23 protein-coding genes and 1 pseudogene are annotated in these 23679 nt (G+C 43.9%); 15 read left to right on the forward strand and 9 right to left on the reverse strand.

What is annotated here, in order from left to right:
* The first annotated feature begins 60 nt into the window (after nucleotides 1-60).
* Complete coding sequence (locus K339_RS0100265) at nucleotides 61-939, forward strand: Ppx/GppA phosphatase family protein (RefSeq protein ID WP_028521808.1); 879 nt, start codon at nucleotides 61-63, stop codon at nucleotides 937-939.
* Nucleotides 940-1011: 72 nt separating this feature from the next.
* On the opposite strand, the gene K339_RS0100270 is transcribed toward K339_RS0100265, so the two are convergent.
* Together K339_RS0100270 and K339_RS0100275 are read right to left on the reverse strand one after the other, a co-directional pair.
* Nucleotides 1012-1794 (reverse strand): sterol desaturase family protein, encoded by a 783-nt coding sequence (locus tag K339_RS0100270; RefSeq protein WP_028521809.1) that lies wholly within the window; start codon nucleotides 1792-1794, stop codon nucleotides 1012-1014.
* 48 nt (nucleotides 1795-1842) lie between these two features.
* Entirely contained in the window at nucleotides 1843-2802 is a 960-nt protein-coding gene (locus K339_RS0100275) for an L-threonylcarbamoyladenylate synthase (RefSeq protein ID WP_028521810.1), read from the reverse strand.
* A gap of 86 nt (nucleotides 2803-2888) precedes the next feature.
* Between K339_RS0100275 and K339_RS0100280 the strand changes: the two genes are divergently transcribed.
* From K339_RS0100280 to xerD, 3 genes are all read left to right on the forward strand, one after another.
* Entirely contained in the window at nucleotides 2889-3848 is a 960-nt protein-coding gene (locus K339_RS0100280; protein WP_028521811.1) for a vWA domain-containing protein, read from the forward strand.
* Between the two features lie 51 nt (nucleotides 3849-3899).
* Entirely contained in the window at nucleotides 3900-5222 is a 1323-nt protein-coding gene (gene eat, locus K339_RS0100285) for an ethanolamine permease (RefSeq protein ID WP_028521812.1), read from the forward strand.
* Nucleotides 5223-5456: 234 nt separating this feature from the next.
* Nucleotides 5457-6350 (forward strand): site-specific tyrosine recombinase XerD, encoded by an 894-nt coding sequence (gene xerD, locus K339_RS0100290; RefSeq protein ID WP_028521813.1) that lies wholly within the window; start codon nucleotides 5457-5459, stop codon nucleotides 6348-6350.
* A gap of 91 nt (nucleotides 6351-6441) precedes the next feature.
* On the opposite strand, the pseudogene K339_RS38175 reads toward xerD, so the two are convergent.
* Nucleotides 6442-6555 (reverse strand): annotated as a pseudogene (locus K339_RS38175) (DUF8685 domain-containing protein); the annotation flags it as partial.
* A 437-nt stretch (nucleotides 6556-6992) separates the two neighbouring features.
* On the opposite strand from K339_RS38175, the gene K339_RS0100300 reads away from it, so the two are divergent.
* The 8 genes from K339_RS0100300 (at nucleotide 6993) to K339_RS32185 (ending at nucleotide 14057) form a co-directional block, all read left to right on the forward strand.
* Nucleotides 6993-8675 carry a fatty acid--CoA ligase gene (locus K339_RS0100300; protein ID WP_028521815.1) on the forward strand — a complete coding sequence of 561 codons (1683 nt, stop codon included), beginning with the start codon at nucleotides 6993-6995 and terminating at the stop codon, nucleotides 8673-8675.
* A 497-nt stretch (nucleotides 8676-9172) separates the two neighbouring features.
* Complete coding sequence (locus tag K339_RS0100305) at nucleotides 9173-10360, forward strand: NRAMP family divalent metal transporter (RefSeq protein WP_028521816.1); 1188 nt, start codon at nucleotides 9173-9175, stop codon at nucleotides 10358-10360.
* A gap of 63 nt (nucleotides 10361-10423) precedes the next feature.
* Entirely contained in the window at nucleotides 10424-10933 is a 510-nt protein-coding gene (locus K339_RS0100310) for a metallophosphoesterase family protein (protein WP_028521817.1), read from the forward strand.
* A 229-nt stretch (nucleotides 10934-11162) separates the two neighbouring features.
* Nucleotides 11163-11357 carry a hypothetical protein gene (locus K339_RS0100315; RefSeq protein ID WP_028521818.1) on the forward strand — a complete coding sequence of 65 codons (195 nt, stop codon included), beginning with the start codon at nucleotides 11163-11165 and terminating at the stop codon, nucleotides 11355-11357.
* A gap of 343 nt (nucleotides 11358-11700) precedes the next feature.
* A complete protein-coding gene (locus K339_RS0100320; protein WP_028521819.1) occupies nucleotides 11701-12063 on the forward strand; it encodes a hypothetical protein in 363 nt (120 codons plus the stop codon).
* A gap of 151 nt (nucleotides 12064-12214) precedes the next feature.
* Complete coding sequence (locus K339_RS0100330; RefSeq protein ID WP_028521820.1) at nucleotides 12215-12466, forward strand: hypothetical protein; 252 nt, start codon at nucleotides 12215-12217, stop codon at nucleotides 12464-12466.
* A gap of 66 nt (nucleotides 12467-12532) precedes the next feature.
* Entirely contained in the window at nucleotides 12533-12985 is a 453-nt protein-coding gene (locus tag K339_RS36910; RefSeq protein ID WP_157607425.1) for a hypothetical protein, read from the forward strand.
* 43 nt (nucleotides 12986-13028) lie between these two features.
* Entirely contained in the window at nucleotides 13029-14057 is a 1029-nt protein-coding gene (locus tag K339_RS32185; RefSeq protein ID WP_051397705.1) for a DUF2911 domain-containing protein, read from the forward strand.
* Between the two features lie 86 nt (nucleotides 14058-14143).
* Here K339_RS32185 and K339_RS0100345 read toward each other — a convergent pair whose 3' ends face one another.
* Nucleotides 14144-15562 carry a hypothetical protein gene (locus tag K339_RS0100345; RefSeq protein WP_028521821.1) on the reverse strand — a complete coding sequence of 473 codons (1419 nt, stop codon included), beginning with the start codon at nucleotides 15560-15562 and terminating at the stop codon, nucleotides 14144-14146.
* A gap of 27 nt (nucleotides 15563-15589) precedes the next feature.
* Nucleotides 15590-16768 (reverse strand): hypothetical protein, encoded by a 1179-nt coding sequence (locus tag K339_RS32190; RefSeq protein WP_037298761.1) that lies wholly within the window; start codon nucleotides 16766-16768, stop codon nucleotides 15590-15592.
* Nucleotides 16769-17006: 238 nt separating this feature from the next.
* Between K339_RS32190 and K339_RS0100355 the strand changes: the two genes are divergently transcribed.
* Entirely contained in the window at nucleotides 17007-17213 is a 207-nt protein-coding gene (locus K339_RS0100355) for a hypothetical protein (protein WP_028521822.1), read from the forward strand.
* A 159-nt stretch (nucleotides 17214-17372) separates the two neighbouring features.
* On the opposite strand, the gene aspS is transcribed toward K339_RS0100355, so the two are convergent.
* Together aspS and K339_RS0100370 are read right to left on the reverse strand one after the other, a co-directional pair.
* Nucleotides 17373-19139, reverse strand: a complete 1767-nt coding sequence (gene aspS / locus K339_RS0100360) for an aspartate--tRNA ligase (protein WP_028521823.1) — start codon at nucleotides 19137-19139, stop codon at nucleotides 17373-17375.
* Between the two features lie 409 nt (nucleotides 19140-19548).
* Nucleotides 19549-19734, reverse strand: a complete 186-nt coding sequence (locus tag K339_RS0100370; protein ID WP_028521824.1) for a cold-shock protein — start codon at nucleotides 19732-19734, stop codon at nucleotides 19549-19551.
* Nucleotides 19735-19920: 186 nt separating this feature from the next.
* On the opposite strand from K339_RS0100370, the gene moaA reads away from it, so the two are divergent.
* Entirely contained in the window at nucleotides 19921-20913 is a 993-nt protein-coding gene (moaA, locus tag K339_RS0100375; RefSeq protein WP_028521825.1) for a GTP 3',8-cyclase MoaA, read from the forward strand.
* Between the two features lie 13 nt (nucleotides 20914-20926).
* Here moaA and K339_RS0100380 read toward each other — a convergent pair whose 3' ends face one another.
* Nucleotides 20927-21499 carry an NUMOD4 domain-containing protein gene (locus K339_RS0100380; RefSeq protein WP_028521826.1) on the reverse strand — a complete coding sequence of 191 codons (573 nt, stop codon included), beginning with the start codon at nucleotides 21497-21499 and terminating at the stop codon, nucleotides 20927-20929.
* A gap of 123 nt (nucleotides 21500-21622) precedes the next feature.
* On the opposite strand from K339_RS0100380, the gene K339_RS0100385 reads away from it, so the two are divergent.
* A complete protein-coding gene (locus K339_RS0100385) occupies nucleotides 21623-21982 on the forward strand; it encodes a CoA-binding protein (RefSeq protein ID WP_028521827.1) in 360 nt (119 codons plus the stop codon).
* Between the two features lie 203 nt (nucleotides 21983-22185).
* Here K339_RS0100385 and mtaB read toward each other — a convergent pair whose 3' ends face one another.
* Nucleotides 22186-23514 (reverse strand): tRNA (N(6)-L-threonylcarbamoyladenosine(37)-C(2))-methylthiotransferase MtaB, encoded by a 1329-nt coding sequence (gene mtaB, locus K339_RS0100390; RefSeq protein WP_028521828.1) that lies wholly within the window; start codon nucleotides 23512-23514, stop codon nucleotides 22186-22188.
* Nucleotides 23515-23679: the final 165 nt, after the last annotated feature.

Below are 23679 nucleotides of genomic sequence, written 5' to 3' on the forward strand. Positions count from 1 at the left end.
AGGTTATTTAATGGTAGCTCTTTCCCGTTTACTTTTGCAAAAACTTAAATTGAGACAAAATTGAAAATAGCAGCAATTGATATTGGCTCAAACGCGGCACGTTTGCAAATTTCATCGGTTCTGAAAGATGGCGGTTACACCAGTTTCAAAAAGGTAGAGTACGTCCGTTTTCCACTCCGCTTAGGGCATGATGTGTTTACTTACGGCAGTCTGACTCCCGAAAGCCAAGAACGCACCATCAAACTCATGAAGTGTTACAAGCTGTTACTGGAGCTTCATGAAGTGGAAGGATACATGGCTTGCGCCACCTCCGCCATGCGCGAATCAGCCAATGGGCACGAGGTAGTTGAACGCATTGCCCATGAAACAGGAATAAAAATTCACATCATCGACGGTAGCAAAGAGGCCGAACTTATCAATAATGTGGTGGTTCAGGCCCTGGTAGATGGACAATACCTCCACATCGACGTAGGCGGTGGTAGTACGGAGTTGAACCTGTATTTTAACCGTCAAAAAGTGGCTTCAAAGTCCTTTAAGATTGGTTCAGTACGGCTGCTCGAAGGCAAGGAAAGCAAAGGGGCTTGGCAAAAAATGGAACGCTGGATTGAAGAAAACGTGGACAGCTATGAACCTGTAAAGGCAGTAGGAACGGGCGGCAATATTTCTAAGCTTTTTAACTTGGTCTCAAAAACGTCCGATAACGCAACGTCTGTCGAAGAGCTTACCCGAATGCGCGACTACATTTCTTCCTTTAGCCAAGAAGACCGCGTCCATAAACTTCGCCTCAACGCCGACCGTGCCGACGTCATCGTACCTGCTTCCGACATCTACATTTCGGTGATGAAGTGGGCGGGAGCGTCCGAAATTATCGTTCCTGACTTGGGACTAAAAGATGGAATTATCCAGTTGGTGTACGAAAATTTGTGTAAAAACAGATAGGCGTTTGGCTAAAAATTTTACAATAAAATAACGTCAATCAGAAGACATCCCAAGTTTGTTTGGCATCAATCATCAAACTTGGGGTGTCTTTTTGTCAAAAAGTTTTTCGTAATCAGGGCTTTCGGTTTTACCCCATTTGTCCCAAAAGGTAAAATACAGTCCATAGTTGTACTTAAATTGCGAATGATGTAGGCTATGGTGCGTGGCTCCTATCCACCATTTTCCAAACCAATGCCGATGAAAATCGCGGGGATAAAGCTCCGTATTCAGGTGATTGATAACGCTCGTAGTAGTCATTATGAGCAAAATAACCACAATCGCGCTGTAATGAAGGGGAATCACAAACGTCAACGCAGGCAGAACTAACGCCTGTAAAATACTTTCTGTCGGGTGAAAAGAGAAAGAGGTCCACGCGGAGGTAGTGATGCTATCGTGGTGGGCTTTGTGTACCCACTTATATACCTTTGGGTGGTGCATCCAGCGATGAAGCCAGTAATAATAGGTTTCGTGCAAAAACAAAACTAGGCCAATACTAAACACAAACCACAGAACAGAATATTGGCTAAAATCGGTGTAAATTTTTGTGTATCCCTTTTGCCAAAGCACCACCATGGCCGTGCCTACAACGGCAAAAATGACTGATGTAACCAACGAAAATCCAATTTCTCGCCAATGTTGTTCGGGACGGCGAGGTCGTAAATTGACTTCTCTTGGCTGAAAATAAGCTTGGTATTTTACTTTAAATAAGTAGTAAAACAAGGCAGCAATGAGCACATAGCGCCCAAAAATGCCTAAAAACATATAGAAAGCCGTTTGGGCAAAAATATTGGGTTGGGCAAAATCAATGGTTTCCATGTTGGGATAACTACAAGGGCAAGCCAGGTGTTTAAGAAAAAACAAGTTCTATTCCCGAACCGCTGCTCGGCGGATGCGGTCATTGATGGCTCTCCCCAAATCTTTTTCGGGCAAAAGTTCAGTACAAATTACCTCGACCTCAAGCGCATCAAGTTGGCGCATATACGCAAACAGGTGCTTGGCTGCCTCCGCATAACTGCCCGACGGTGATAAAACGCGCTGATGCTCGGCAGAAACCAGCGGAGAAGTATCTTTAAAGGTCAAATAACCCACTTTTTGAGCGTCATACGCTTTCAATACGTCCGCCAATGAGTTAATAAAGAGCGATTTTCGGGGAGAATAATGGCTTTTTAACATACCTGGTGCTTTGGGATTGGAGCTTGAATATGCCACCAAACGAACGGGACCAACCACATTTTCAATGGCCTCAACCGATGCTCCACCCAAACGATATACTACCGTTTCTTCTTCTTCAAAACCCACAATCGTCGATTCGATTCCAACTTGACTGGCACCTCCATCCAAAATGTAAGGTATTTTTTTACCCAACTGTTTATCAACGTGTTGCGCCGACGTCGGGCTAATGTAGCCGAAAGGGTTAGCACTGGGCGCTGCCAATGGAAAATCAAGTTCGGAGAGTAACTCCAGCGTCAGAGGATGGTTCGGAATGCGTACCGCTACTGTTCCCAAGCCTGATGTGACTAAATCAGAAATGGCCTCTGACTTTGGCAAGAGCAATGTCAATGGCCCAGGCCAAAATGCTTCGGCCAGTTGTTGGGCTTTGGGTGGGAAATCAGCTACAAACGTTTTGACTTTCTCCAACGAATTGGTATGCACAATCAGTGGATCAAATTGTGGGCGATTTTTAACCCTAAAAATTTGAAGAACAGCGTCATCATTCAACGCATTTCCCGCCAAACCATAGACTGTTTCGGTCGGAATCCCCACCACTTCTCCCGCTTCAAGGAGTTTTTTTACTGCTAAAATATCTGTTCCTATCATTGCCATGCTGCAAAGTTAGCGGAGAGTTTACAGTTCACGGTTTACCTTTTGGGGATTTTTTGTTTATTTGAACAGGATTTTAGGGTTTTGATATGAATTTCAACTACGAACTCACACTCGTTGAGTATATTTTTATTGCTGCATTCCTCATTTTGTACAGTGTTTACATTGGACGAACCTTGTACGTTGCCAAGGCATTGGGTAGTACTGCGCGGGGCGTGGTTATCAAGTTTTTTTTAAGAACTACCTACGTTGCCCTGTTGATTGTGGCGATTTTAGGGCCTTTTTTTGGTGAACCCGAACGCGACATTATTGCCGAAGGCAAAGACATCATGGTGCTCGTTGATGTATCAAAATCAATGGATGCGACTGACGTTCAGCCTTCTCGCCTCGACAAAGTTAAATTTGAACTACAACGCCTCAGCACTTCCCTCAGCGGAAATCGGTTTGGCCTTATGATTTTTTCAAGTAGTCCATTTTTGCAAGTTCCGCTTACGTTCGACCTAAACGCTTTCAGTCTGTTTACCCAAACCCTCAACACCTCTCAAGTCAGCAACCACGGTACTGATATTTGCAGTGCGCTGGACTTGGGGGTGGAAAAGCTTGTCCAAAACCGTTCGACCAATACCTCAAAAATTATTTTACTTCTGACCGACGGGGAAAATTTTGGTGCTTGCGAACGTCAAACTTTTACCAATATCAAAAAATTTGACCTTAAACTGATGATTGTGGGCATAGGAACCACCAACGGTGGTCGAATCAAAGAAGGAACAGCATGGGTAAAGGACGACAACGACCAAATTGTAACCACGCACCTCAACAATGCTTATTTAAAAGAGTTAGCAAAATCTACCAACGGAAAATATTTCGAAATCAACAGCCAGCAAAATGCCATCGGAGATGTTGTTGACGCCATCAATTCGGTAGAAAATCGCCTGATTGATAGCCGTAAAGTGGCCGTTGTTAGTAATAAATATAGGTATTTCTTGATGGTCGCACTCGTTTTAATTGCCCTTGATATTTTGGTGACAGTCTCGACGTTTCAAGTGTAACCTAACCTCTCTGATTTTGCATTTTTTCACTAAACCCACTGACACCCCACCATGTCGGAATCAACAAACAACACCCATTTAGAAGCATCCCTTACGCCCACCTTACTTTGGGGGCTGGGCGTCGGTTACGTTATTTCAGGAATGTACTTTGGCTGGAATTTTGGCCTTGAAAAAGGCGGCTCGCTCGGCATGGCCCTTGCCACGGGGCTGGTCGTCATTATGTACGTCTGTTTTACGTTTGGCTACGCCGAACTTTCTTGTGCTATTCCCAAAGCAGGAGGCATTTTTGACTACGCCACGCGCGCATTGGGTCGCGACTGGGGGTTTGTAGCAGGCATTGCCCAAGTTGTTGAATTTGTTTTAGCGCCACCCGCTATCGCCGTTGGAATAGGCGCCCACGTCAATCTTTTTTTTCCCGAATTGCCACCTACGTATGCCGCCATCGGTGCATATATAGTATTTACATCGCTCAACATCATTGGGGTAAAATTGGCCGCTACTTTTGAGCTCTTGATTACCTTTGTTGCCATTGCGGGGCTTTTATTATTTGCCTCCATCACGTTCGGGGCGGTTTCGGTGCAGCATTTATCGCACAATGCCCTATCCAATGGCTGGTCGGGTGTATGGGCTGCCATTCCTTTTGCCATTTGGTTTTTTTTAGGCATCGAGGGACTTGCCAACGCCGCCGAAGAAAGCAAAAACCCCCAACGCGACCTGACACGTGGCTTTGGCTCGGCCATGTTTACTCTCGTCATACTTTGTAGTATTACCTTCATCGGTTCTGTGGGGATTGCGGGCTGGGAGGCTGTCATCTACAAAGCTGATGGCAGTTCTTCAGACTCTCCCTTGCCTTTGGCACTGGCACGCTTGGTCGGTGAGTCTTCGATTTGGTACAGTGCCGTTATTGTAACAGGTTTGTTTGGCTTGGTAGCCTCGTTTCACGGGTTGCTAATGGCCGCTGGACGCGCCACGTTTGAAATGGGTCGCGTTGGGCACTTCCCACGGATTTTGGGTCAAATTCACCCCAAACTCCAAACCCCCGCCAATGCGTTGCTGGTAAATATGGTCGTCGGAATCATCGTTTTGTTGTCCAATACCTCCGCCGACATCATCGTGTTATCAGTGCTCGGAGCGCTTACCCTTTATGGCTTTGGGAGCATTTGTGTGATACGCCTCCGCCAAAACGAACCCAACCTCCCTCGCCCCTTTCGTGCACCAGCTTATCCCTATATTCCTTGGTGCGCTTTTGGGCTTACTTTGGTGTCGCTGGTTGCCGTCGTCGTTTCCAATCCTCTCTTGGCCGCTTATTATGTCGGAACGCTTGTGGTTAGTTTTACCATTTATTGGGCAATTAGTATGTATCAAAAGGAATAAAAGTCGTTTCAGTAAAAATTTCGCACTTTTTAATTTCGTTTTAATAAAGAATGCATTAGCTTTGTTCTCGAATTCAATTCTTTCTCATTCGAGAAATTGGATTTATAGAAATGGTGTGGATAACGTCGGAAAGCTGTTCGAAATTTCGAGCAGCTTTTTGTTTTTTTTAGCCCTCCCAAATCCCCCAAAAAGCCTGTATTTTTGTGCCGACCTTATTTAGTGAGCTACTTTCTTATGTGGGATATTTACCTGAAACACTTTAAAGACTTTTTACTCCTCGAACGCGGTCTGGCCGACAACTCCGTAGAAGCTTACGTACGCGATGCCACCAAACTCGCCGAATACGTCGAATTGATGGGAGGAAAAGAAATCACGGCGGTGGTTGAGTTCGATATTTTAGGATTTTTGGGCTACCTGCACGATTTAGGCCTGGCCGCTCATTCGCAAGCACGTATTTTATCGGGGTTAAAAGCGTTTTTTAAATACCTACTGCTAGAAAACATTCTAACCATCGACCCAACCCAGCTCATTGAATCCCCGCATCTGTCGCGGCATTTGCCCGATGTGCTCACTTACCCCGAAATTTTAGCGTTGTTGGAAGCCAATGACCTTTCAACCCCCGAAGGAATGCGCAACCGTGCCATGCTGGAAGTGCTGTACAGTTCGGGGCTGCGGGTGTCGGAATTAGTCGATTTACAAATCACCAATTGTTATTTTGACGCAGGTTTTTTGCGGGTAATTGGAAAAGGAAGCAAGACCCGACTGGTGCCCATCGGTAGCGATGCCGTCAAACAAACTTTGCTTTACATCAACCATACCCGTAGCGCGCTCGAAGTACAGAAGGGGCACGAAGATTTTGTGTTTCTAAACCGTCGCGGAAAACAGCTTACCCGCGTCATGGTATTTTTGGTCATCAAAAACTTGGTTGAAGTGGCTGGAATACCCAAAAAAGTCAGTCCGCACACTTTTCGACATTCTTTTGCCACGCACCTGATTGAAGGGGGAGCCGATTTGCGGGCGGTGCAGGAAATGCTCGGCCACGAATCCATTACTACAACCGAAATTTATACCCACCTCGACCGCGAATACCTCCGCGAAGTGGTGACAAAATACCACCCAAGGGCCTAAAAAAAGTCGCGGGGGGCATGGCCCCCCGCGATCTCCGCTTTTACTTTACCCCTTATTCAAATCACATGAAAACGTGAATTGAGAAAGATTTTTATGCATTATCACTGCCAGATTTTTCCCCCACAAAATAGTGCTCCGTATGTTTAAAGAGCAGGTTGAAGGAAGTCATCGAACCGTAAATCTTGGTGATGTACTGCTGTATATTTACTTTTTTACGATTTCACATTTATCACTACCCCATCGCCAAACTCGCTATGACGTACCCGAGAACCTACTCCTAAAATCTGCTTCATTACAAACTGTTTTTGTGAGCTATGCTTTTCTTGTAAACAACTTGCGTGCCAAACTTCAATTTGCATTACAAAAAAAATAAAAAAATATTTAACTACCATAAAAATCAATCACTTATAAAAAGCTTTCAACTTTTAATCAACATACATAAATATACCAAAATTAAGTGCCACCAATTATAAACCTCTCTTTATAAGCAAGTTAATTTACACCACAGGGAAGACTCCCTACTCCTGATTCTTTTTCGGGAGGTTTTTTACGCAAAAGTTATTTTTGGTACCTCTCTTTATTTTTTATAGTGATTCAAAGAAAAAACATAAATTTACCCAAACAACAAACCTTTAACTAGCGATGATTCAGACGCGTATTATTCCCCGCACGCACTCGGCCTACGACCCACCGTTGACTATCAAGATGTTATTCAATCAAGTTACTAAATACAACCCAGAACGGGAGATTGTCTATCGGGACTTGTTTCGGATGAATTATACCACTTTCGACAAGCGGGTGCGTCAACTGGCGAATGTTCTTACTGAACTAGGGGTAAAAGGAGGTGATACCGTAGCGGTGATGGACTGGGACAGTCACCGTTACTTGGAGTGTTTCTTTGCGATTCCTTGCTTAGGGGCAGTGTTGCACACCATCAACGTTCGGCTTTCTCCCGCTCAAATTCTTTATACCATGAATCACGCCGACGATAAGGTGGTGATTGTGCATGAAGATTTTGTCCCTATCATCGAAGCCATCAAAGACCAACTTACCACCGTCGAGAAATTTATCATTATCAGTGATAAGGTGTATCAAGACGCCAATGCGCCGTTGGCTGCCACTAGTTTTCGTCTTGAAGGCGAGTACGAGAACTTGCTCAGTAGTGCCTCTGACGACTTTGATTTCCCTGATTTTGACGAAAATAGTTTAGCAACTACCTTTTATACCACAGGTACAACGGGCAACCCCAAAGGCGTTTACTTTTCGCATCGTCAATTGGTCATGCACACGTTTTGTTTATTGGCATATTTTCCAGGCTACCGCGCCCTGCCACTCGACCACCGCGATGTCTATATGCCCATCACACCGTTGTTCCACGTACACGGTTGGGGCTTTCCTTACTTGGCGACCATGCTCAATTTCAAACAGGTGTATCCTGGGCGGTACGAGCCCGAAATGCTCTTGAGGTTGTTGTTGAAAGAAAAGGTAACCTTTTCGCACTGTGTTCCGACCATCCTCAATATGCTGGTCAATAGCCCCGTAGCGAAACAAGTGGATTTGAGCAAATGGAGCGTCCTGATTGGAGGCTCGGCCCTTACGAAAGGACTTGCCAAAGCGGCTTTAGAACTGGGTATCAACGTAACGCAAGGTTACGGAATGTCAGAAACAGCGCCTATTATGTCGGTGGTTCACCTTACCGACGAACAGCTTCAATTGAGTATCGACGAACAGCTTCCTTTCCGAACCAAAGCGGGAAAAATTGCCCCGTTTGTGGAGTTGGATATCATCGACGACGATGGCAACTCGCTCCCACACGACGGCGACGCGGTGGGGGAATTGGTAGCACGTGGCCCGTGGATGACGCAGGGCTATTATAAAGACCCCGAAGCCTCTGAAAAACTCTGGGCGGGCGGCTGGCTGCACACGGGCGACGTAGCGGCGATTGGTACAGATTACTACGTTACGATTGCTGACCGCGTCAAAGACGTGATTAAAACGGGCGGAGAATGGGTGTCGTCCCTCGACATTGAGAATTTGCTTTCGCAGGTGGAAGGGGTGGCCGAATCGGCAGTTGTTGGTTTTCCTGACCCACGCTGGGGCGAGCGGCCGCACGCGATTTTGGTAATCAAGCCCGACTACCAAGATAAACTTACCCCCGAAGGCATCAAAGCAGGTTTACAAGCCCGCGTAGATAGTGGCGAAATCAACAAGTGGTACGTCCCAGACAATATCGTTTTTGTTCCCGAAATTCCTAAAACATCGGTGGGCAAAATTGACAAAAAACGAATTCGAGTGGAGATGAAGGAGTTGATTTTGGGAGCCTAGTTTCTTATAAAGTTGGCTATTGCAAGGCTTTTTTGTCACCCCATTTCATCGTCATTCCCTACTTTTTTGTCACCCCGACGAAGGAGGGGTCTAAATCAACGTTAGATTTCCTCCTTCGATGGAGCGTAACGCTCGCACCTTTTTTCGCAAGCTTCTACCGATAGCGCGAAGCTCCGCCTCGTGCTATCAGCGGGAAGTCAAGATTTTATTTACAAGCAGGTTGAACGCATTAAAATATAGATTCTCTATTAATTGCTCCAGAGGAGCTACATCTTAGTAGAAAAATGAATCAAATCCACCTCAAAACCCCATCAGGGCAACCGACGTTCGGTGAAAGATGTCACCCCGATGGGGCTTTGGGACAGCTTTCACCCCTCTTTTCCTACTAAGATTTAGCCTCCCTGAGGCTACTTTTTTTATGCGTTTAACCTGATTTACAAGAATTTTTTTCGGTTATTAGGACGTTCATTCTAATAACCAGCTAAAAATTACCTGTAATGCCTTTACCACCCAAAAGTAACTCCTCTTCCTCTACCAACACCCTCCTTGGTGCGGCATTCCTAATGGCGACTTCCGCCGTTGGGCCAGGTTTTTTGACTCAAACTACCGTTTTTACGCAACAGTTACTTGCTAATTTTGGTTTTGTTATTCTCCTGTCTATTCTGCTTGACCTAGGGGCTCAACTCAATATTTGGCGGATCATTGCCATTACCGAAAAACGCGCCCAAGATATTGCCAACGATTTATTTTTTGGGTTGGGCTACTTACTTTCTGCCTTGATTGTACTGGGCGGATTGGCTTTTAATATTGGTAATGTGGCGGGTGCAGGTTTGGGAATTGAAGCCATGAGCGGGTTAGACGTAAAAATCGGAGCGTTGGTAAGTGCGGCTATTGGAATCGCCCTATTTCTACTTCCCGAAGCAGGCAAAGCCATGGACAATTTTGCCAAATACCTAGGCATTTTGATGCTCTTGCTTATTGCTTACGTAGTCTTTTCGGCCAACCCTCCCGTTGGGGAAGCCATCTTGCGAACCGTTGCCCCTCAGCAATTTGACCCCATCGCCACCATCACGCTCGTCGGCGGCACGGTTGGGGGGTACATTACGTTTGCGGGCGGCCATCGTTTGTTGGAAGCAGGCATCAAAGGGGCACACTACCTTCCCCAAGTCAATCGCAGTGCGACCACGGGAATTTTGGTCACCTCCGTTATTCGTTATTTTTTGTTTTTGGCTACGTTGGGTGTGCTTGCCATGGGACTTACGTTAAGCAAAGATAACCCACCCGCGTCGGTGTTTCAGTTGGCCGCGGGTCAAACGGGCTATCGGCTATTTGGGGTACTCATGTGGAGTGCCGCCATCACTTCGGTCATTGGTTCGGCTTATACGTCGGTTTCGTTTTTGCGGACTTTCCACCCCAGCCTCGAACGTAACCATCGCTATATCACAGTCGGCTTTATCGCCCTTTCTACCCTTGTATTTATCGCCATTGGAAAACCCGTGCAAATTTTAGTGTTTGTAGGAACGGTCAATGGATTTATTTTACCCATTGCGCTTTCGGTGATGCTTATCGCTGCTCGCAACAAACGCCTCGTCGGGGAGTACCGACATCCACTTTGGCTGCAACTTGCAGGCTGGCTAGTCGTCCTCATCATGAGCGGCATGGCGCTCCAAACGTTGTTGAAATAAGTACTTCTAATTTAAAATTCGACATTCTGCCCTCTACATTCGACACTCAATTAGACATTTTCTATGAAACGTATTGGTCTTATTTCTGACACGCACCATTATTTAGACGACGCTGTTTTTACCCATTTTGACGAATGCGACGAAATCTGGCACGCGGGTGATGTTGGTAGTGTTGAGATTTTGGATAAACTAGCCCAATTTAAACCACTTCGGGCGGTATATGGCAATATCGACGCCAAAGAAATTCGCTGGCAAGCCCCCGAACACCTACGTTTTGAGTTGGAAGGTTTTCGAGTGTGGATGACGCACATTGGCGGAGCGCCCCCAAAATACAACCCGCACGTTCGGCCCGAATTAAAGAATACAACTCCCGATATTTTTGTTTGTGGCCATTCGCACATCCTCCGCGTTATGCGCGATCCGCAGCTCAACAACATGCTGTACCTCAATCCTGGCGCAGCGGGCCGCGAAGGTTTTCACAAAATCCGCACTCTTTTACGGTTTGTTTTGGACAGCGGTAAAATCAGCCAAATGGAAGTGATTGAGTTGGGGAAGCGCGGGGCAATTGCTTAGATTGGCTATACCAATATGTTATTTACTAGAAGCGCATACCAAATATTATTACTAAATTTTGGCATATATTTATTTTTTTTACTTTTTTTCTTTGAATACAAAATAATATATGGCTTATTTGCAGACTCTAGTTATTCGGCAGTAAGACCGACTTTTGCCCCTACTTTGATAGTTGAAAACTTTGTTAAGGTATCCACTAAGCCCATTTTGGGTTTATAATTGCTATATTATGCCTAAGCTAACTATCAAAAAAATCTTTTTTTACCTACAAGATAGCCCATTTTCAAAAGACGAAGAAGTTCTTTTGCTAACAACGCTCACCCAGCGAGAGTTAGAATTACTCATTCTACTCATCGATGCCCCATCCAATGAAGAATTAGCCCAAAAACTACACATAGAACTCAAAAGTGTAAAAATGGATTAGAAACTGAATGGCCAGGAACTCAATCAGATTTTAACGGAGGATGTGTAAAGTTTGGAATGCAAAAAACCTATTTTCTCGGATTTGTAGTATCAGAAGAAATGGTTTTTGAATCGTGTTAAATTTACAAATAGCTACGAGATGTTTAAACAGCATCTCGTAGCTTCTATTATATCAGACATTTATATGAAAAATTTAATTTTCTTTTTTTTATTTATAGTAAATGTTTACGGTCTATTTGGTCAAGAAAAATGCGGCATTATATTAGATAAAAATAGTAAAATTCCAGTTCCCTATGCAACCATTTACTATTTAAGAAGCCAAATAGGTTCTTTCTCTAATGAGTATGGAAATTATTGTATTTCAAAATCAAAAAATAGACAGCGTTTATATTTCTACCTTAGGTTATTTAAAGTATTCTATTGATTACAGCGCTTTTTTAAAAGCAGACACTATTTATCTTCAAAATATTCCGATTGAATTAAATGATATTATTGTAAAGGATAAAAGAAGCAAAATACATACTAAAGAAATTGGTTATCATAAAACATCACTAATCGAATTTAAAGAAAATGGGTACAATCCTAATTCTAACCAGCGAATTGCGACCTTTATTGCCCACAATAGTGAAAAATGGGCTATTAAAAGTATCCATTGTCGTGTTATCCCTAAAAAAACAAGCAAATTAAGTTCTTCAGAATACGATTGAGAATTTACACAAATGATACCTTTCAAATGTTACCTAAAGAAGATTTGTTAAATGAAAATATAACAATTGATATTGCCCCAAAAGAAAAAACATTGAATTTGATTTAGTAAAATATAATTTAAAAGCTCCCAATAACGGTTTTTGGATAAGTATGGAAAGCATTGGGTATATAGACAAAGATGGGGAATACATGGCAATTCGTGACCATGAATATGGGGAATATACGCTAAAAGACACAAAAAAAATTAAATTAAAATCTATTGAGCGAATAACACCTATGTATAGATATATTTTAACTTCTCCTAAAAGGAGTGCGACTTCAAGCTGGAATAACAAATGGAATCATGAAAACTACAAAGAAAAACTAAATTTTTGTTTTGGCGCAATAATTGAAAAATTATAATAATTTATAGTCGTTAAAAATTAACCTAGCAAATTAACTAAATATACTTACCAAAAAAATAGACGTATGAAACCACTAACCTTCATTTTCTTTTCTTTAATTGTTGTAGGATGTAATCGGCGAATAGACAAAGGAGTCACTTTCAAAAAGTCAATACACAATTCCTCGAATCACACAGCTAAAGTTGTATTTTATCCAACCTCATCTAACTCCTTGAAATATCAGGAATTCACTTTATTACCCAATCAGCAAAGAGACATGACCCTTATCCTAGACACTTCTATTATCCCTATTGGGGCTGATTTTCCTTTTACTTATGGCAACGATTCTATTCGTATAATTTTTGACAATAATCGTTTTGTTTCTTTTAAACAACCTAAAAATAAAGAAGAATGCGAAAATTTCGCTGCAAATATATTTTGCAGCATACATAATGAATGCGTTACCCTTTCAAATTCAACAGGGCAATGCACTTACTATATAACGAATGAATTATTTAAAATATCAAAGCCACTGTAAGACACAAAATACCTCAAAAAGGGGGATGTAGAAGCTAGTAATTTTGTCCAATTTCGCGGCAACACAAAACTTCATCACCCATGAGATACCTACCAGTATTTCTTACCACCGCCCTGGGGTCAAAGGGCGCGAGGGAAAAATTTGGGGAACGCCCATTGCCCCTTACGGCCTCAACGATTTGGGGTTTGGTACCAGTAAAGCGGCACCTTGGCGCGCAGGAGCCAACGAAAATACCGCCATTTCGTTTTCGTACCCCGTAAAAATCGAAGGTCAAGACCTTCCCGCAGGTACCTACGGCTTGCACATGATTTTGGGAGAGAACGAAACTACGCTCATTTTCTCGAAAAATTACACTTCATGGGGCAGCTTTTATTATGACCCAGCCGAAGATGCCTTGCGTGTAACGGTCAAAAACCAATCATTACCCCAAAGCGTAGAATGGTTGAAATACGAGTTTACCGACCAAATCGAAAACGGCTTAACCGTAGCAATGCAATGGGAAAAGCGCCAAATTGCGTTCAAGGTAGAAACCGACGTTCATGCAGCACAAGTGGCGTCTTTTGCCAACGAACTTCGCAACACGCCAGGGTTTGCGTGGCAGGCTTTTGTAGAAGCGGCCAATTACTGCGTCCAACACAACATCGCCCTCGACAAAGCTTTGGCTTGGGCCGACCAAGGTATTTCAGCTCCTTTTATCGGGCAAAAAAACTTCCAAACCCTGAGCGCCAAAGCGGGCGTATTGTTGAAAATGAACAAAACCGCCGATGCCGACGCACTCATGAAGGAAGCCCTGCCACTAGGCTCGATGAACGAACTCCACCAATATGCCCGAACCTTACTGGCAGCCAAACGCGCCCGAGAAGCCTTTGAGGTATTTAAAGTCAACTACGATAAAAATCCCAACAAATTCACCACCAACGTAGGGCTGTCGCGTGGTTATTCGGCCATTGGCGACAGTAAAAAAGCGTTAGAATACATGAAAGCCGCGCTTCCTCAAGCACCCGACGCCCTCAACAAAACCAGTGTCGAAGCCATGATAAAAAAGCTAGAACAAGGTCAAGCAATCAATTAAGCAACAAAAAAGGAGGGCAAGCCCTCCTTTTTTACTTCAAAAGTATTCATTCGACACTCTGCACTCTCCCACTCGACACTCTCACCTCATTCTCCTTCTCCTCTAAACTCATCGGTAATCATTTTCCGAATCATTTGATGCGGACGAAGTGAATTTCCTTTTTTACCTGAGCCTGTTGTCAAGTAATTGATACTTCGGTCGGCGGCGGTTGCTGCTTTTAAGGCCAAATTGTGCGTATTCATCACCGAGTTTCTAAACTGCGTAAACTCCTCTTCGTTCATCAATTCGCGCGCAATTTCACCTTTGGCATACCCGTCGTTAAACGAAGCGATGCGGCTATCGGTTTGCGCCAAACGGGTCGTTTCAATCAGTTGATCAAGTTCATCGCGGAGCTTGAGACGTTCGGCACGTAGATCGTCCAAATTAGGAAGTATTTCCAACTCGTGCGCCAAAATATCTTTTTGTGTTGTATCTTCTGCTACTTCTTTTTCGGCACCTTCAATTTCTTTTACCAATTTTTTACGACGACGACGCAAACGCCCCAACCGTGGGTCAATTTGCAACCAACGGTACCAGAAGTTTTGCAAAACGGGCAAGGCCATTCCAAGCGAAACTGCTCCCGCCAAGGCAAACAAAATACCACTCAGTACAAACGATGCCAACGCCCAAGGGCTATTGACTAATCCTAAATTGAGCTCATCGGAACGTAGCAATTGTTGTTCAATTTTTTGCAATAAAGCTTGCTGCTGCGCGGGCGTAATCGACGCCGTTGGGTCCAGCGGCGTTGCATTTAACTGCAAGTTTTTCACTGACTTATTAATCGCTTCTTTCAATTTATCGGTACGGTACGCCTCGTAACGAAACCAGCCCAAAATCCCCAATGTCACAATCGCAAACCCTGCCAAGCCCACTTTAAACCACGCATAACGCGAGCGCGCTTGTTGGGTATGTTGGTCGGTGTAGGGTTTTTCAATGAGGCGATCATAGGCGGGTTTGAGCAAAATTGAAATCATGGCCAAACCAATCGCAAAAGCCCACGCTTCGTAGTTGTTGCGGATGTTGAGGGCATAGGCCACAATTTCGTGCGAGATAATCAAATCACCGAACACGAAAGCCAGACCTGCCGCAAAGAAAAACAAACCCGCCAACAGTGAATATTCCGATTGTGTTTGTTTACGGCGGTTGCGAAGCGCCTCGGTTTCTTCGTCAATTTGGTCGCGTTGCATGACTAAATCGGCCAAACGTTTGCTCGATTTGGTAAAACGCTGTACAAATTCTTGCAAATGGTCGTACGCCACCTTGCGTTTTATGGTTGTCTCTTCTATCTGATTTTCAACGCGTTGCACCTCATTACGACGGTCATTAACTCGCTGCACCAGCCAATTGTAATGTATCTGGCTTGACAAATAGCTTTCGTACGGATTTCGGTTTTCCGACCCTTCAACACCGCTATTATAGCCGTGCAAAAAATCAGGTTTTTCGGTATGTTGTTGGTTCTCTTCCATGGTTGTTGGTCACTAAATAAAAAGCCCTTACTCAAATCCTTTTTCAAACTCGCGCCATTGCTTATCCGTCATACGTTCACGGAGCTGGCGTGCCAAGTAAAACTCGCTTTCAAACAGTTTAATAAGTGCATCGCGGCGGGCGTTCAAACGCGCTAGTTCGGCTTCGGCCTTGTTGAGGCTGGGCAAAATTTGCCATTTCTGCACCCGTAAAGCGTCAATTTCGGCCGTTAGTCGCGCTACCTCGCCGTCCCACGTTTCCGTTTTGGTTGATTTCTCTTTCTTTAAATTTGTTCCCGTCAACCAAATTTTCAAGTCATTTCGCAATACCGTGATGTTACTCAACAACAATTTTCCCGCAAACAAAAACAAGAAAAACACAAAGACAAACAACGCACCTGCTCGCCAAACGCCTTGGTTTTGAATAGCTTGAACAAACACAAACAAAGCAGCGGCAAACGGCATCCCGACTTCTTCGAGCATTCGTCGCCACGACACGTTGCTTTCCGTATCATGAAACAACGACACCCGTCCAAACAAGTTGAACATCCCCGCCAAAAATACCCCAACCGCAATCCACTGACTATTGGGGTACAACGGACGCAAGGTATCGTCAATTAGAAAATAATTCCCCACGCACATCGCTGCCGAAAAGGCCAAACCCACAATCGTACGCGGCAATTGGTGTTCGCCGTCGTGGTTGCGCCCTTCCAAATCCGAACATTTTTCCTTGAGCTCGTTGATACGATTTTCTTTTTGCTCGATAAACAGGTTCAGTTCTTGAATTTTCTCCCCGTGGCGCTCCACTTCTCGTTCCCAATCGGCCGTTTGGTGGACAAAGTAATTACGGATAATCGCTACTTTTTCCTCCGCTTTTGATTCCGACAAACCAAAAATTACCCCTTCATCGCGTAGTAAGGTTTCGTCTTCCAACCACGTTGGCCATTCAATTTTGGCATTAGGGGGAGAAATCACCCACGATTTTGTCTCCGACTGAGGCTCGTCCGCAAACAAAGGTTGTGACGGAGCCGCAACCACCGAAGGCGTGGTGGAACCCGTAGTGGGCAACGTAGGCATTGGGGCCGTTACGGGCACAGGCATTGGAGCAGCTACTTTGGGTGGCTCCAATTCATCAAAAGACACCAATTCGGGGTCTTTTTGAAAGTTATCGCGACTAAAATAGGCTTTGAAACGTTCAAAGAAGCTCATATTGGATGGTTTGGGCTGTTAAGTGCGTATTGTTAATCACAATTTGATACTTAAAAACTCGAAGTTGGTAAAATTTATTGTTTCACCTCCCAAAAATGGGACGAATGGTGCAATTTAAGACGTAGAATTGATTTTATCCCTTTTAGAAGAAAAAACTAGCACCTTCGACAAAATCTCCAAATAACTACAGCGTTAATTTACAAAGCTACTACTCAACTGAAAACACTTTCTCAAAGCCATGAAAATATACGTCAAATATACTATTGTAGCAGCATTACTTCTACTTTTCAGTTGCCATAAAGAACCCACGTTTAAGTTTGATTTTTCAGATTATGATGGAGAAATTGAGGGAATGCGCAACGGACAAAAATGGTCAAAACCCAAATTAAAAACCACTTACCTGAGTTACTGTAGCCCATTAAAAGGCACAATGTGGGTCGTTTAATTCTCCTATTGTTTCGCTGTACAAATAAGCAGATTCCTAAAACAAAAAACTCCTCGCTGAGTAGGTTCAGGGAGGAGTTTTTTATTGGTTTGACTGTTGTCTAGGTCAGACGGTAGTCAGACCGACGCTGCTGTAGGTAAAGTCTGACTATCGTCTGACTTATTTTGTAGCGATTTTTAATTCGTCTAGTTGTTTTTGGTCAATCGTCGATGGAGAATCAATCATCACGTCGCGGCCAGAGTTGTTTTTCGGGAACGCAATAAAGTCACGAATCGAATCTGCCCCTCCGAAGATTGAACACAAACGGTCGAATCCGAAGGCGATACCCGCGTGTGGCGGCGCTCCAAACTCAAACGCATCCATCAAGAATCCAAACTGCGCTTTGGCCTCTTCAGGTGTAAAGCCCAAGATTTCAAACATTTGCATCTGTAACGGACGTTGGAAAATCCGCACTGAGCCTCCGCCTACTTCTGTTCCGTTGATCACCATGTCGTAGGCATTGGCACGAACCGCACCTAAATCGGTTGACAACAACGAAATATCTTCTGGTTTGGGGCTCGTGAATGGGTGGTGCATCGCAAACCAACGTTGCTCTTCTTCGCCGTACTCCAACAATGGGAAATCAACTACCCAAAGCACCTTATATTCGTCAGGATTACGCAAGCCCAAACGGCTACCCATTTCCAAACGAAGTTCGTTAAGTTGCTTACGGGTTTTATTGGCTTCACCCGCCAAAATCAACATCAAGTCGCCTGGCTCTGCACCAAACGCCTCGGCCCATTTTTTGAGGTCTTCTTCGCTGTAAAATTTATCTACCGACGATTTAATGGTTCTGTCGGCATTGTAACGTGCATAGACAAGACCTTTTGCTCCAACTTGGGGGCGTTTCACCCACTCCGTCAGCTCGTCGATTTGCTTACGCGTATATTCAGCACATCCTTTGGCACAAATACCCACAACCAACTCAGCCGCGTCAAAAACAGGAAATCCTTTACCGCGCACCAAATCGGGTTCATTTCCTCCATCGGGGGTTAGGGGGCAAAACTCCATACCAAAGCGCACGTCAGGTTTATCCGAACCGTATTTCTTCATAGCCGTTGCATACGTCATACGAGGTACTTCAGGTAGGTCGATTCCTTTCACTGTTTTGAACAAATGACGAATCAATCCTTCAAACATTTGAAGCACATCTTCTTGCGTCACAAACGACATTTCACAGTCGATTTGCGTAAATTCAGGCTGACGGTCGGCACGAAGGTCTTCGTCGCGGAAACATTTTACAATTTGGAAGTAACGGTCAAAACCCGAAACCATCAACAATTGCTTAAACGTTTGCGGCGATTGTGGCAAGGCGTAAAACTCTCCCGGATTCATGCGACTTGGCACCACAAAATCACGCGCTCCTTCGGGCGTTGACTTAATCAACACGGGGGTTTCTACCTCAATGAAGTTTTGCGCATCCATAAAAATGCGCGTTTGTTGCGCTACCTTATGACGCAATTCAAGGTTTTTACGAACAGGACTGCGGCGTAAATCCAAGTAACGGTACTTCATGCGAAGTTCGTCGCCCCCGTCGGTTTCGTCTTCAATCAAAAATGGAGGAAGTTTAGCAGGGTTTAACACCTCTAACCCACTCAATTTCAATTCAATATCTCCCGTTGGGATTTTATCGTTTTTGGCAAAACGTTCTGACACCGTACCTGAAGCTTGGATAACAAACTCACGACCAAGTTCACGAACTTTCGCAATGATTTCTGAAGCTGTTTTTCCTTCTTCTACCATCAGCTGAGTGATGCCGTAGCGGTCGCGCAAATCAATCCATATCATTCCACCCTTATCACGGATACGTTGTACCCAACCGCTTAGGGTTACTTCTTTATTGACATCCGAAATGCGGAGTTCACCGCAAGTGTGCGTTCTAAGCATAGAATATTATTTCTTAAATTCCTTAAAAAGTCCGCAAAAGTACGGAATAAATAATAAAAACCTTATACGTTTTGTAATCGCTCAGGCTAAACGCATTAAAAAAAGTAGCCTCAGCGAGGCTAAATCTTAGTAGAAAAAAAGGGGTAAAGGCCATCCAAAAGCCCCATCGGGACGGGGCTTTTGGTGAGGATTTGATTTATTTTTCTACTAAGATTTAATTCCTCTGGAGCAATCAATAGCCACTCTATATTTTAATGCGTTCAACCTGATAATCGCTGTACTAAGTAAATCTATAAGGTTTAGGACAAAAACAAAGAAGGGCAAGCGGAAAACCCGTTTGCCCTTTGATTTGACACATTGTTATGACCAATTAGAATCGGAATTTCAATATATCAGTGGAGTGTTGCAATTAAGCAAGCTTAACGTTGGTGGCGTTGATGCCTTTTTTACCTTGCACTTTGTCAAACGTAACAGTATCTCCTTCGGTGATTTTGTCAACCAAGCCAGATACGTGTACGAAAATTTCTTGTCCACCGCTAACGATGAAGCCAAATCCTTTTGATTCGTTGAAGAACTTTACTGTTCCAGTTTCCATTACAAAAAAAATTAAAAAAATGAATGATTGGCGTACTGCCAATACAAAAGTAGAGAATTAAAATTATAAATTAATTTTTTTATGCGATTTTTAGTTTCTGACACTCAAGAACTTGTTTCTTTCTGTTTCCGTTATTTACTTTGAGCAATAACGCTTCTGATTTTTCTCCTTTAACCAAGTAAGTCTTTGAACCAAGTAATTGACAACCACGGGCGCCCCATCAACTACCTACGGCTGGCAGTAACCGACCGCTGTAACTTGCGTTGTTTTTACTGTATGCCCGAGGAAGGCATCAAATATGTGCCCAAACCGCATCTTCTGACGTGGGAAGAAATGGAGCGAGTTATCCGCATTTTGGTACGCATGGGGGTGGACAAAGTTCGGATTACGGGGGGCGAGCCTTTTGTACGGCGAGGAATTATGGAGTTTTTGGAAGAACTCAGTCAAATCGAAGGTTTACAGCAAATCAACATCACGACCAACGGGGTACTCACTGCACCGCTAGTACCTGATTTAAAAAGAATTGGGATTAAATCGGTCAACCTCAGTTTAGATAGTCTCGACCGTCAACGCTTTTTTGACATTACGCGTCGCGATGAATTTCCGAACGTGTGGCAGACGTTTGAAGCCCTCCAAGCTTACAATATTTCGACCAAAATAAACACGGTCGTCATGTCAGGAAAAAATACGGACGACATTATCCCAATGGCCGAGCTCACACGTCACTCTGCCGTCAGTGTACGTTTTATTGAAGAAATGCCTTTCAATGGCGACGGCGCGCACGAATACCAAGAATTTTGGAATTATCCTCGGATTTTGGACGAGCTAAAAAAAGCGTATCCTGGCATTTATAAACTCCCCGACCCTCCTGCCTCTACATCTTATAATTATCAAATTCCTGGGCACCAGGGTACGATTGGCATCATTGCGGCCTTCAGTCGCACGTTTTGTGGTACTTGTAATCGACTTCGCCTAACCCCGCAAGGTCAGTTCAGGACATGTCTATACGACGATGGAGTTTTTAACATTCGTGACTTGATTCGGCAAGGGCTCAACGACGAGACCCTCCAAACGTACATTTACGAAGCACTACAAAACAGGGCAAAAGATGGCTTTGAAGCCGAAGCTAGACGTAAAGTGGGTGTGGTTTCGGAATCTATGTCAACCATTGGAGGGTAATCATCCCTCTTTTTTATTCATCATCAATTTTCACGTTCTTCCAGTTTTCTCCCGAACGGATACGATTGAGCTGCGTATGCGTAATGCCAAATTGCTTTGCAATCATTTTTAAGCGGTTTTTATCACTTTTCAGCATCTTTTTAATCATCCTTACTTTAGGTTCGGTGAGCTTGTAATTACGGGTACGTATCGGAATCTGGCGATTGATTACCGCTGGATTGTTGCGGTTGTGCTCCACCATTTCATCTTTGGTCGCCCATTTTAGGTTTTCGGCACGGTTATTTTGTTTATCAAAATCTAGGTGAATGACGTACTTAGCATTTTCACTTTCTTTTTTTACAAACAAGTCGGCCACTAATTTATGCACGTATCGGTTGATGGTTTTGCCCCCTGTAATGCGAATATTTAGAGAGCGATACCCCTGAATCACAGACCCTTTGATTACTTTCCCTTGATTATCTTCTCCCTGAAAGCTCGCCAAGCGGCCATAGTTAGACACTCTATAATGGGGCGGATTTTCAACTCCTTCAAACTCAATTCGTACCCACTTCTCGTTCCAGTAGTTTGCTATTTTATTATCAGCCATGGTTCTTGTGTTGTTGATTTTTTCAATCCCAGCAATCATACTTTTTCAATACATTTGTGCATTGTCAGTACAACTAACTGGTGCTTTTTATTGTTTTAAAATTACTATCAATCAAGTCTTAAAATGAAAAAAACGCTCATCCTTGGGGCTTCTACCAACCCAGAACGCTACGCATTTCTTGCGGCACACCGTATTAGCAATCACGGCCATCCCATTGAGTTGGTAGGACTCAAAGAGGGCGTTGTTGCGGGTCAACAGATACATACTGATAAACCAGCCTTTGACGATATTGATACAGTTAGCTTATACGTTGGGCCACGCAATCAACCCGAATGGTACGATTACATTGTGTCATTACATCCAAAACGAGTTATTTTTAACCCTGGCACAGAAAACGATGAATTTGTCGCTTTGTTGACACAAAACGGAATCGAAGCCCAAGAAGCCTGTACACTTGTGCTTCTTTCGATTGGTGCGTATTAAGCCTATGTTTTAGTGTTTGATAGCGGGTAAGTCAGTGGTAATTGGTGTGGTTTTTGTTGGTAAGTAGGACTACCCTTATCAAACACTAAATTAATGAAATGGTTTTCAAATCAAACAAGATGTTCTTTCTTTTTTATTATTTTTTCTCCAATACTATCCCTAAAAGAACGCTTTTTGTCCTTACTTACTCTTGTGTTGCTCAATTAGTGGTGAAAAACTTCTGTTTCTACCTCCCGCACCTCTACTTGGCCCTCCGCGTTAATCTCGATCAGTTGCAGCCGTTTTACCTCATTGATGAGCAGCGGGTCGTATTTGGCCGTCACACGCACGTAGTTTTCGGTAAAGCCTTGCATATTACCATCAACCACTTCGTCCTCAAATAGCACCGTCCGCTCGGTGCCTAATTGGCCTTCATAAAACGCCCTGCGTTTTTTATCGGACAAAATATGGAGCATTTTTGACCGTTCTGCCCGCTGCGACTGCGGCACAACTGGCTTTATATCAACCGCCAACGTATTAGGTCGTTCAGAATAGGTAAATACGTGTAAGTAGGAAATCGGGAGCTCATTCAAGAAGTTATACGTTTCCAAGAACTCTTCTTTTGTCTCGCCAGGATGCCCTACGATCACATCCACGCCGATACAACAGTCAGGCATCAATTCTTTGATTTTCGTCACTCTATCTACGTACAACTCACGACGGTAACGACGGCGCATCAAACCCAATACTTTGTTTGAGCCCGATTGAAGTGGAATATGGAAATGCGGCACAAAACGCTTTGATTGAGCCACAAATGCTATAATTTCGTCCGTCAGCAAATTGGGTTCAATCGAAGAAATACGAAAACGCTCAATTCCTTCTACTTCGTCTAGCGCTTGGACAAGTTCAAAAAAAGTTTCAGTTCGTGTGCCATCGTGGAGGCCAAAATCACCAATATTTACCCCTGTAAGCACGATTTCTTTCACCCCCCGTGCTGCAATTTCGTGCGCAGCTTTTACCACATTTTCTACGGTATCGGAGCGGCTTTTGCCTCGTGCCAGCGGAATGGTACAATACGCACAAGGATAATCACAGCCGTCTTGTACCTTCAAAAAAGTGCGCGTACGGTCATTGAGAGAATACGAAACGTGGTAGTCAACGGCCTCTTCAATCGGCGATGCGATGACCCGTCCGGGCTGCGCAACGGGCGCTTTGACAAATCCATCCAATAAATCTATCAACCGAAACTTTTCGGCGGCACCAAGTACGGCGTCCACGCCTGGAATTTCGGAAATTTCTTGCGGTTTTAATTGCGCATAGCAGCCAATGATAGCTACATAACCGTTGGGATTTATCCCCTGCGCTTCCCTGACGATTTTACGGCATTTTTTGTCGGCATTGTCTGTGACCGAACAAGTATTGATGATGAAGATATCGGGCTGTTCGTTGAAGGCTACCTTTTGATACCCTTTTTGCTCAAACATCCTTGATATACTGGAAGTTTCGGAATAATTGAGCTTACACCCCAATGTATAAAATGCAACTTTTTTCATGGTGCAAAATTAGTGATAATACTCGTTTGGGCGACAAACAATCCATATATTCGTCAAATCCTTCAATGGAAACCCATAACTTTGTCAATCAAACAAAAAAAATATATGTTTGGTGCCTATTCCAAAAACAGTTGATTTTCATTTCTAATTACCCGATACTTCATT

This window comes from Runella limosa DSM 17973 (assembly GCF_000482465.1).
Classification (GTDB): Bacteria; Bacteroidota; Bacteroidia; order Cytophagales; family Spirosomataceae; genus Runella; species Runella limosa.